The following is a 9,249-nucleotide window of genomic DNA, read 5'->3' as shown; positions in this document are numbered from 1 at the left end:
TTAGATAGAAAACACCATCACAGCGATTCTATCACACCTAAGAAGTCACAAACAGTCGATCCTTGAAAACTGAATACGAGAATCCGAGATTTTCATGTCTCAAATGGGAAGAAGGTGAGACAAAATGAACAAAGCACTAGCGGATCAACGCGAGGCATCGGCAGCGATCGCCCGCGAGATTCTCGGCGACATCAAGCTGAATGTGACGGACGGCGAATTTACCGCATCCTTCGCACAGCAGGAGGCGCTGGAATCCTACGCGGAGCTGCTCGAAAGACAGGAGCAGGAGCTGGTCGCCGAGTTGCATCGCACGGTGCTCCATTTGAGCGCCAAGATCGCCGCGACGCGCAACCTGCGCAACATGGCTATCCGCGAGGCTTACAAGCAGCAAGGCATGCGGATGGCAGAAGACAGCAAGGAAAGGGGTGAATCAGCATGAGGAAGCGCCAGCTGTCGCCGCTCGGTGTAATTGTGAAAAAGCGCCTGATTGAGGTGGGGAAAACGCAAGTCGAGCTCGCAAGAGAGATCGGCACCAGCGGCAAATACCTCCACCTGATCCTGATCGGCGAACGGTCCGGGAAAACCTTCATCCCCAAGATCGCCCAGGCGCTGGGGATGAACCCGGACAAGCTGAATAAGATCGCGTAAGAGTGAAGCAGCTTCCTTCCTGAAGGCGCTGGAGCAAAGTGGTTTGCCGGTAGGTGGAGCTACCGGCTAATCAATTGATCGCTATGTTCTGTGATCGAGAATTATTTCTTCCCGTCAGCGGGCTGCTTACCGTCCAGTTTGACAGACCCGTCAAGTTTGACGGAACCGTCCATTTTAACGGTGTTTGCCATAGGCGTTCCCTCCTTTCCGGCTCCAGCGCCGTCAGGAGGGAAGCTGCCGCTCTTACGAATCTACGAATCTATCGTACATCATGCCCGACTAGCGTTCTATCCAAAGTAGTTTGGGAATTTGCTTTCATTAAATACTTCAAAGCCGCAAGAGAGGAGGGAACACATGCAGCCAAAACTTACCGTGACCGAAGCCGCTGGTTTATTCGGGATCACAGAACGCGCGATCCGCAAGCAAATTCAAGACGGAAAGCTCCAGGCAGAAGAAGTCAGCAACGCCCGAGGCGGTCGATCAGGTAAAAGCTACGTGATTCCAGTGTCCTCCCTCCCGGTCGATGTCCAGCGCAAGTTCTGGACGATGAGCGAAGTGGCCGCCGCATCCGATGTCGGCACCGCCGAACCGGACAAGCCGGAAACGACCGGAATCCCGTACACGCTGGCTGAGCTGGAACACGCCGTCGGCAAGGAGAAATTCCGGGAGATGATGGCCGAGGCCGAATACAAGATGGAGATCATCGAGCAGGCGATGAACCCGCCGCAAGGCGTCGAGCGAACGATCTGGATCAATCGCCTGGCGAAGAGGTACGGCAAGAGCACGGCCACCTTGTACCGGGACATCGAAAAATTTCAGGAATGGGGGGTTTTGGGACTGATGCGCAAATCGCGCCTACTGACACAGGGGCCGCAGCGCACGAGCATCGACGCCGAAGTGGAGAAATTCATCCGGGCGAAGTATCTGGACCGGCGCAAGCCGAAACCAGCGCACGTTTACCGCGAAACCGTCCGGTTTTGTGAGACAAACGGTCACAAAGCACCGTCTCGTGCGAGCGTGTTCCGGTATATCAGCGACATGGAAGACTTTGAGCCGGACCTTTGCTGCCTGGCACGCGAAGGCGAGGAAGCGTACTGGAAGCGATTCGCCGAGAAGGCAACCCGCAAGGAACCGGAGTTCGTCAACCAGGTCTGGATGGGCGACCATCACAAGCTGGATATGTTCATCAGCTATCGCGGTCGCGCGATCCGTCCGTGGCTGACCGTCTGGTTCGACGTTTGCAGCCGCGTCGTGGTCGGCTGGTGCCTATCCGACCAGGCAAACGGGCGCACGATCGCCCTGGCGCTTAGGCACGCGCTGCTGCCGAAGAAGATCGTGCACGACGACGGCACGGAAGACGTGCTGGAGCTTGGCGGCATCCCCGGCATGCTCTACATAGACAACGGCGAGGACTACAAGGCGCAGGTGCGAGCCGGGAAAAAGCATGAGGATTGGGAAATGTCGCGGGAAACGCGCGGCATATGCAAGACGCTGGACATCAAGGTCCAGTTCGCGACGCCCTATCATCCGTGGGCCAAGGCACATGTCGAGCGCTGGTTCGGCACCTTCACCGATCAGTTCACTCGCTACCAGCCCGGCTGGTGCGGACCGAACAACGAAGACCGGCCCGAAGGGTTCGACGAGAAGGAAGCACACGAGAAGGGTTTGCTGCTCACCTTGGAAGAGCTGTCGGAGCGCATCGAGGCGTACCTGTACGACTATCACACGACGGTGCACCGGTCGCTCGGCATGGCACCGATGCAAAAGCACTTCTCCACGCCGAAAATCCGCGAGGGCTTCGCCGACGAACGCGCCCTGGACATCTGTCTCATGGATGTGGAACGCGCGGCGGTGCAAACGCAGGGGATCGAGAAGTTCGGCACGCGGGGCCGTCCGCGCTGGTACTGGCACCCGGAACTGCCCGCATACGCCGGACAGAAAGTCATCATCCGCTACGACCCGAACCGGATCGGCGAGCTGCTCGTCTTCCATCCGAAGACCGGCAAGTATCTGTTCACGGCCACCAACAAGGAGCTGCTGGACTTCAACGCCACGAAGGACGACGTGCAGGAATTTCTCAAACGCCGCGCCGCCCGCCGCAAGCAGGTCAAGCAGCTGCTGCGCGAATCGCATGCGACGCTGGAACAGGTTGTCGCCGAACGCGACGGAGCCGGTGCCCGCATGAAGACCGGCGAGGTCGGCAGCGCGAAAAGCAACGTCCGGGCGATGCTCGGCACCGAGCAGGTCGTCAAGCAGCGTGAGGAGCAAGGGAAACCGGCAAGATCGAAACGGCAGACCAAGACGGTCAGCGCGTTCGATGAGTACATCCTGCGCGAGGGTACGGAAGGATAATCAATCGAAGGAGGTAATGCCAGATGGCAGTAGCACATTTGGTTCAACGCGACGAAGGAGAGGCGATCAGCATGGAGGGGTGGTCCAAAGAAAGAACCCTCCTCGCGAAACTGGTTCAGGAGGAGGGCGCAAAGATCACAGATGTTGCTCGGGAACTAGGCAAATCTCGGAGCACCATCTCCCTCTATGTTAACGGAAAATATCCCGAAAGTGAAGAACTTCGGGAAACGGTCAGAAATTACCTGCGAAGCATCGGCACCTGGGAGGACAAACAGGACGAGGCGGGACAAGCTCCCGCCGTCGATTACATCACCAGCGCGGACGAGCTCCCCTTCATCGAGACGAACGATGTCAAGCGCATGCGTTACGTGCTGAAGAAAGCGGCGACGAAGCACAAGTTCGGCATTGTGGCCGGTGATCCGGGCCTCGGCAAGACCGAGACGCTGAAGAAGTACCTGCTGACCAATCCCGGCAGCGCGATCTACATCCGCTGCAAGAGCACACATACGGTCAAAAGTCTGCTTCAGGAGTTGGCCGATGCGCTCGGCCTGCCGGACACCGGATCGGCCAACCAGCTGACGCGCCGGATCGTGAAGCAACTGAAGCGCACGCCGTACTTCCTCATCTTCGACGAGGCCGATCTCTTGAAGTCGGCGGACAAATACGAGGCGCTGCGCGACATCTACGACGAGGCCGGGAACATCGGCGTCGCCCTGGTCGGCAACCTCGCCCTGGCGGAAATGTTCCTTGACTTCGCGGACATGCGCCCGGAACTGAAGCGTCTGGCCGACCGCGCCCCGTTCCACCAGCGCCTGCAAGGACCGTCCCGCGAGGAGGTCGAGCAGCTGCTCGAACGGGTGAACCTGACGAGCGCAGCGCGAAAGGTCATGATCCAGATCGCCCTGAACCCGCGCAAGGGCGGCCTGCGCAACTGTGTCGAGATTCTCGACGTGCTGCTCGATATGACGAAAGGCGAGCCGATCACCGAGGAAATGGTCCTCCACATCGGCCAGATCAACCTGACCGCCAATGCGTGAGCCCATCACACCGCCGCAGCTGTCGCCGGAAGTCAAGCAATTTTTCGAGCGATTCATCCAAGTTGTCACCGCCACCGTCCGCGCCATCGTGCAGGCGGTGGCGAAGCACTATCCGGCGCTGCGGGTGATCGTCGAGCGGGAGATCGCCAGGCGGAAACGGATCGCGCAGCTGTCTTTCCGGAAGAAGAAAAGCCAGGCCAAAAACTGGCGCAAATGGCGCAAGCGAGGGAGGCGAACAGGCCGATGAAGGACAAACGAAACATTCGCCCCAAGTCCGCCCCGCCTCCGCAGATCAAGCCGTCGCGCCGGGCAAAACATGCCGAATGGGTTCGCTCCTGGCGAAGGCGGATCGCGGCAGCAAAGGAACGCGGGCGGGAACGTCGCCGCCTGTATTGGGGAAAGCCCCTCCGCATTTACGATGTCGCATTTGAACCGCCAGAAGGCGGCATCCGCATCGTTTGCGTGGAAGGTGTGATCGATGAGGCCGGTGCTGTCTCCTATGTGCTGGAGCGCTACGCTGCGAAAGACATCGTGAGAGTGGTTCACACCGGCTATATAAACCCACCGCCGGAGAGATCGGCGACGATGCCGGACGGCAGGCCGAAACTCGAAATCAAATTGAACGAATTGTGGTGATGACCGTGCCAAGAGCAAGAGGCCACACGGGAACGCCGATTCCGAAAAGGGAGGTCGAGCTGCGGGCCACCTGGTCGAGCGAGTGCGTCACCCGGCCCATGACCGAAGAGGAGCGGATCAAGTACGGGGTTGCGACCCCGCCGAAAATCACGAACGCCGACGGCGTTCAGGAAAGGAGGCCGATCCAATTGCCGCCGCGCAAATACGATCACGTCACGAAGGAGCTCGTGCTCGCCGAGTTCGCCAAGGGCAAGACAATCCACCAGATCGAGCAAGAGCAAGGCATGAAAAAGAACACGCTGCAAGCAAAGATGCGAGCCTGGGGCATCCGCAGCCCGCGCTCTCCGTTCAAATCCGAGGACGAAACGGTGAAGCGCCAGCCCTCCCCGGCCCCGGCCAGCCGATCGGACAACCGGATCGAGGACATCATCTGCGACGTGCAGCTGGAGCTTCGCCGGGCGATGGGAAAATTTCCGCCCTTCCACTCGGCGCATGAAGGCTACGCCGTACTGAAGGAAGAGCTCGAAGAAGCCTGGGCGGCGATCAAGGCGAACGACCCGATCCACGCCCGGATCGAGATGATGTAGGTCGCGGCGATGGCGATCCGCTTCCTGCACGACATCCAGATACCGAAGGAGGCGTTCCGATGACCACAACAACGAAACCGACGAAGCGGAGCTCCTCCCCTTCCCTGAAGCGCCGCAAGCGCAAGAAAGAACGAAAGCCGACGAGGGCGGAGCTTCGCCGCATCCTTGGCATCAAGCCGATACCTCCGAAGCCGAAAATCAACCGGAAGAAGCTGGCGAGGGAGGTCGCGGAGCGCTGGCATCAATCGCATATCACGCACATCGAGCTCTCCCACTATTTCGGGCTGGTCGGCGGCACGCTGCTCGCACAGATTAAAGCGAAGGCGGCGATGAAGCCTTCGATCTTCGACGATCACCGAATCACGGACGAGGAAGTCGGCTTCTTGAAGTTCATGAAAGCGATCTGCGACTTCCACGACAACCGGCGCGAAGTCAAAACCTATGACGACATCATCGCGATCATCGAAGGGCGGTTCGTTCCGGGGCAAAAAGGCGGTGAAAGCAATGGCGAAACCGAAGGCCAAGCAAGCGCCGACGGAACGGATCAAGATGGCGATCCCGCCTGATCCGAACCGCTGCTTCGTCCTCTTCTCCCACATCCTGACCGCCGGAACGGCTGCGGTCAGCCTGCACAGTTTACTGCGGCAGGTCGAAAAGCAACCGTCGGACCGCCCGATCGAGGCGATCCGGTTCGACACGGACAAGCTGGTCATGGAAGTGCTGTTCGTGCCGCTGGAAGGAGGCGAGACGCATGCAGAGCATCAAGGAAGCGCTGGAAGGCAATGAATCATGGCAAGCGCGGTTTGCTGAAGTGATGAATCGGTACACGCCGGAATATTTTCGCGAGCGGCTGCCGGAACTGGCGGAGCTCGGCGCAACTGATGAACAGATTCGCAGGGCGACGGTGCAGCTCATGGATCGGGCGAAGCAGGTCGAGGAATGCCGGGGATGCACAGGCTATACATCCTGCAGCCGCCCTGCGGGTCAAGAAGGCACACAGATTCACCTTGACATCCAAGGCGGTCACATTAACAGTCTGCACCGCATGTGCGATCCGTTCCTGGAATACCACCGGGAGCTGCGCTGGCAGCGGCTGCTCTCCCTCTCCGGGAAGGCGGCCAGCGACAAGAACTTCACCTTTGAAAACTTCCCGGACGCGCAGAAACGGCGTCACAAGAAGCTGTGCGCGTATATCCACCGGTTCGCCCAGGAGTTCACGCCCGGCGCAAGCGATAAGGGTGTTTATATATACGGACCGCCGGGAACGGGAAAGACGCATCTCGTCCTCTCGATGGTCAACCGGCTGGAAGAACGCCGCGTGCCGGTGCTGTTCATCCGCACCGACGCGATCTTCCGCAACATGCGCGGCATGCTCTCAAAGAAGGAATCGCTCGATACCCTGATCGAGGCGTACTGCACGACGCCGGTGCTCGTCATCGACGAGTTCGGACAAGAGGCCGGAACGGAGTTCACGGTCGATGTCATGTTCGAGATCGTGAACGCTCGGTTCACCGGCAACCTGCCGACGTTCGCGACCAGCAACTACGCGCCTGACCAGGTGTACGAGAAGGCCATGCGCAAGCACCGGCTGGAAGAAAAGGTCGAAGCGATCCGCAGTCGTCTGAACCAGATGATGAAGCACGCACATATGGACGGCGAGGACGGACGCAAGAAAGACCGCGAAACCTTTTGAAAGGAGGCGAGGCCATGCTGCTGCATCTCTTGAGCCAAGCCAAACGCCACCGGGAAGAGCTATCCGCCCTCCCTGCCGGACGCGAGATCGAACGCGCTCGCACGGAGCTGGCGCTCGCCTGGCAGCAATTCAACCAAGTGGAACCGGCGTTCATAGACGCCGCGATCTACCGCCTGGCCGCAGCCGAGCAAGCGTATTGCACGCTGCTCAAAGAACAAAAAATCTCATTCAGCGAAAGGAGCCATTCCCTTGAAATCGTTCAATAAGAAGATCAACAAAACCGGAGCCATCACCCTACCGTCAGCCCTGCGCCGCGAGTTCGGCCTGACCGGCGGCGAAAAATTCAAGATCGAGGTCTGCGCAGAGGACGGCACTATCCTGCTCCAGCGCACGAACGGGCAATGCCTGTTCTGCGATTCGGACAAGCAGCTGATCGTCTACATGGGGCGATTTGTCTGCGCCAAGTGTGTCGAGAACATGGACGTGGATGTGTCCGAGCGGAAATTCGCGAATGCCTTCGTCGGGCAGGTGTCGTCGTCATGAACAAGGAGCAGCTGGCCGCGCTGGTCGATGAAGCGATTAGGCTGGAGCGCAACATGAAAGAAGACAAGAAGCGGCTCGACGCCATCAAGGCCGAGCTGACGACGGCAGCCTACGCGGTGATGGACAACCGAAACCTGTCCTTCCTGCAAATTTTCGGCAACGCCGGGCATTTCAACGCCGTGTACAAGGAGAAGTTCGAGATCGACAACTACGACCGCCTGGTCGCTGTCCTTGGCGAGGTCGCGAAGTCGAAGATCGCCCGCAAGGAAGAGATCAAATACGACACGGAGGCGCGTTTCAAGGCGGCGCTGATCGCCTTGTTCAAAGGCGACTTCGACAAGTCAATCGTGATCGACGACGTGCTGCGCGGGCTCGGCCTCTCACCTGACGCGATGAAGGCCGTCAAAAAGAAGCTGAAAGGCGACTATCTGAAGGACAAGAAGCTGCTGGAGACGGTCGGCGTGCAGGGCGATCTGGAAGAGGAGCTCGACGCGATCCGCCTGGCGAAGAACGCCGAGCTGATCGAGCGGTTCTTCGGCAAGCTGACCGAGGAGCAGATCGATGACGTGAGAAAATCTGTTTTTGTCGAGGACAGCATCAGCGTGGGCCTCGAATACGCGAAGGAGGATGAAGCACATGGCAATGCCGCAACAGAAGATTGAGGAACTGGCGCGGGTGGAGATGAGCCCGGACTTCGACAAGATGTTCGACGCCGATCTGAACGCCGTCACCGGCGGCATGTACCGACGCCAGATGACCGTCGAAGAGTGCGAGCGCCTGATCGGGAAGGAGTGATTCCCATGAAGACCACTCCCGAGCAGCGCCGCAAAATCTTCGGGCTTATGAAGCAGTACGGCATCGAGGAGGAAAACCTGCGGTCGGTCGTCGAGCAAGTCAGCGGCGACCGCAGCATCTCCGCCCTGACGAAGGAACAGGCGATCAAGGTCATCGACCGGCTGTGCAAGCTCGTCGGCGAAGCGCCGAAGCCGCGCGAACACCGGGCGACGGACGCCATGCTCGGCAAAATCCGCCAGCTGGAGAAGGAGCTCGGCTGGGCAGACGAGCCCAAGCGCCTCCAGGGATTCGTCAAAAAGCTCACCGGCGTGGACCGGCTCGGCTGGCTGACGAAGCAGCAAGGCATCAAGGTGATCGAGGCGCTGAAGAAGATGCGGGATCGCGGCTATCAGCGGGCCGCGCCCTAAAGGTCGGCGTCGTGAGCCGACGAAGCGCCTCGCGTTTCTTGGCGGCGACGTTCCTCATCTGCCCCGTCTGCCGCCACGTCTCCACCATTCAGCGGCGAAGAAGCAAGCTGAAGAAATCCGGCCACATCAAAACGCTGTGGTGCCCGTCCTGCCAGGCCGTCACCCAGCACGTCGAAGCCAAAGAATGGGAAATCGCGAGACAAAACGAGAACGATGCGATATAATGCCAGGAAGGAGGATGTCAATGGAGTTGACCGAGGAGCTGATCGCCGAAGTCAACTGCGAGGAACTGCCTCATCTTTACAGGAAGATGGCCGAGCTGATCGGCGTGGCTGCTACGCTAGAGCTCGCCAAGCACTTCGGCGGCACCTATGAGTATATGCCGAAGTTTGACAAGGCCATCGGCCCGGCTCGGGACCGCATCATCTGCAAGGAGTTCGACGGGACCAACTACAAAGACCTTGCCCGCAAATATAACCTGTCGGAAACGTACATTCGCAGCCTGACCCGACCGAAGGAAGAAGGCGAGCAGTTGGAGATCGAAATTTAAT

Annotated in this window: 17 protein-coding genes; all 17 read left to right on the top strand. The window is 59.2% G+C overall.

Annotated features, from left to right (window positions below):
* Nucleotides 1–124 precede the first annotated feature (124 nt).
* The 17 genes from AC0CW1_RS01350 to AC0CW1_RS01270 all read left to right on the top strand — a co-directional run bounded on the left by AC0CW1_RS01350 (nt 125) and on the right by AC0CW1_RS01270 (nt 9,248).
* Nucleotides 125–439, top strand: coding sequence for a hypothetical protein (locus tag AC0CW1_RS01350; protein ID WP_127488428.1), 315 nt, complete (start codon nt 125–127; stop codon nt 437–439).
* Nucleotides 436–648: a helix-turn-helix domain-containing protein gene (locus tag AC0CW1_RS01345; RefSeq protein WP_127488429.1), complete on the top strand. Its 213-nt coding sequence runs from the start codon at nt 436–438 to the stop codon at nt 646–648. Before AC0CW1_RS01350 ends, AC0CW1_RS01345 begins: the two co-directional genes overlap by 4 nt.
* A 354-nt stretch (nt 649–1,002) precedes the next feature.
* Nucleotides 1,003–3,000 (top strand): transposase, encoded by a 1,998-nt coding sequence (locus tag AC0CW1_RS01340; protein ID WP_488181325.1) that lies wholly within the window; start codon nt 1,003–1,005, stop codon nt 2,998–3,000.
* Between the two features lie 23 nt (nt 3,001–3,023).
* Nucleotides 3,024–4,037, top strand: coding sequence for an AAA family ATPase (locus AC0CW1_RS01335; protein ID WP_488181324.1), 1,014 nt, complete (start codon nt 3,024–3,026; stop codon nt 4,035–4,037).
* Nucleotides 4,030–4,284: a hypothetical protein gene (locus AC0CW1_RS01330; RefSeq protein WP_488181323.1), complete on the top strand. Its 255-nt coding sequence runs from the start codon at nt 4,030–4,032 to the stop codon at nt 4,282–4,284. Before AC0CW1_RS01335 ends, AC0CW1_RS01330 begins: the two co-directional genes overlap by 8 nt.
* Complete coding sequence (locus AC0CW1_RS01325) at nt 4,281–4,673, top strand: hypothetical protein (RefSeq protein ID WP_146809146.1); 393 nt, start codon at nt 4,281–4,283, stop codon at nt 4,671–4,673. The genes AC0CW1_RS01330 and AC0CW1_RS01325 overlap by 4 nt, the downstream gene beginning before the upstream one ends.
* A gap of 5 nt (nt 4,674–4,678) precedes the next feature.
* Entirely contained in the window at nt 4,679–5,260 is a 582-nt protein-coding gene (locus tag AC0CW1_RS01320; protein ID WP_488181322.1) for a hypothetical protein, read from the top strand.
* 59 nt (nt 5,261–5,319) lie between these two features.
* The gene (locus AC0CW1_RS01315; protein WP_488181321.1) at nt 5,320–5,826 is read left to right on the top strand and encodes a hypothetical protein; all 507 of its coding nucleotides are present in this window, start codon (nt 5,320–5,322) and stop codon (nt 5,824–5,826) included.
* Nucleotides 5,765–6,046, top strand: coding sequence for a hypothetical protein (locus AC0CW1_RS01310; RefSeq protein ID WP_488181320.1), 282 nt, complete (start codon nt 5,765–5,767; stop codon nt 6,044–6,046). The genes AC0CW1_RS01315 and AC0CW1_RS01310 overlap by 62 nt, the downstream gene beginning before the upstream one ends.
* Complete coding sequence (zapE, locus tag AC0CW1_RS01305) at nt 6,012–6,953, top strand: AFG1/ZapE family ATPase (protein WP_488181319.1); 942 nt, start codon at nt 6,012–6,014, stop codon at nt 6,951–6,953. The genes AC0CW1_RS01310 and zapE overlap by 35 nt, the downstream gene beginning before the upstream one ends.
* A gap of 14 nt (nt 6,954–6,967) precedes the next feature.
* Nucleotides 6,968–7,219 carry a hypothetical protein gene (locus AC0CW1_RS01300; protein ID WP_488181318.1) on the top strand — a complete coding sequence of 84 codons (252 nt, stop codon included), beginning with the start codon at nt 6,968–6,970 and terminating at the stop codon, nt 7,217–7,219.
* Complete coding sequence (locus tag AC0CW1_RS01295; protein WP_488181317.1) at nt 7,203–7,496, top strand: AbrB/MazE/SpoVT family DNA-binding domain-containing protein; 294 nt, start codon at nt 7,203–7,205, stop codon at nt 7,494–7,496. The genes AC0CW1_RS01300 and AC0CW1_RS01295 overlap by 17 nt, the downstream gene beginning before the upstream one ends.
* Nucleotides 7,493–8,158, top strand: a complete 666-nt coding sequence (locus AC0CW1_RS01290) for a hypothetical protein (RefSeq protein ID WP_488181316.1) — start codon at nt 7,493–7,495, stop codon at nt 8,156–8,158. Before AC0CW1_RS01295 ends, AC0CW1_RS01290 begins: the two co-directional genes overlap by 4 nt.
* Nucleotides 8,133–8,291, top strand: a complete 159-nt coding sequence (locus AC0CW1_RS01285) for a hypothetical protein (protein WP_164828012.1) — start codon at nt 8,133–8,135, stop codon at nt 8,289–8,291. The genes AC0CW1_RS01290 and AC0CW1_RS01285 overlap by 26 nt, the downstream gene beginning before the upstream one ends.
* 5 nt (nt 8,292–8,296) lie before the next feature.
* Nucleotides 8,297–8,698, top strand: a complete 402-nt coding sequence (locus AC0CW1_RS01280; RefSeq protein WP_488181315.1) for a regulatory protein GemA — start codon at nt 8,297–8,299, stop codon at nt 8,696–8,698.
* An 11-nt stretch (nt 8,699–8,709) separates the two neighbouring features.
* A complete protein-coding gene (locus tag AC0CW1_RS01275; protein WP_488181314.1) occupies nt 8,710–8,922 on the top strand; it encodes a hypothetical protein in 213 nt (70 codons plus the stop codon).
* A 20-nt stretch (nt 8,923–8,942) separates the two neighbouring features.
* Nucleotides 8,943–9,248: a Mor transcription activator family protein gene (locus AC0CW1_RS01270; RefSeq protein WP_488181313.1), complete on the top strand. Its 306-nt coding sequence runs from the start codon at nt 8,943–8,945 to the stop codon at nt 9,246–9,248.
* Nucleotide 9,249: the final 1 nt, after the last annotated feature.

The organism is Heliomicrobium sulfidophilum, assembly GCF_057715735.1.
This window is presented reverse-complemented; position numbering and strand designations above follow the sequence as displayed.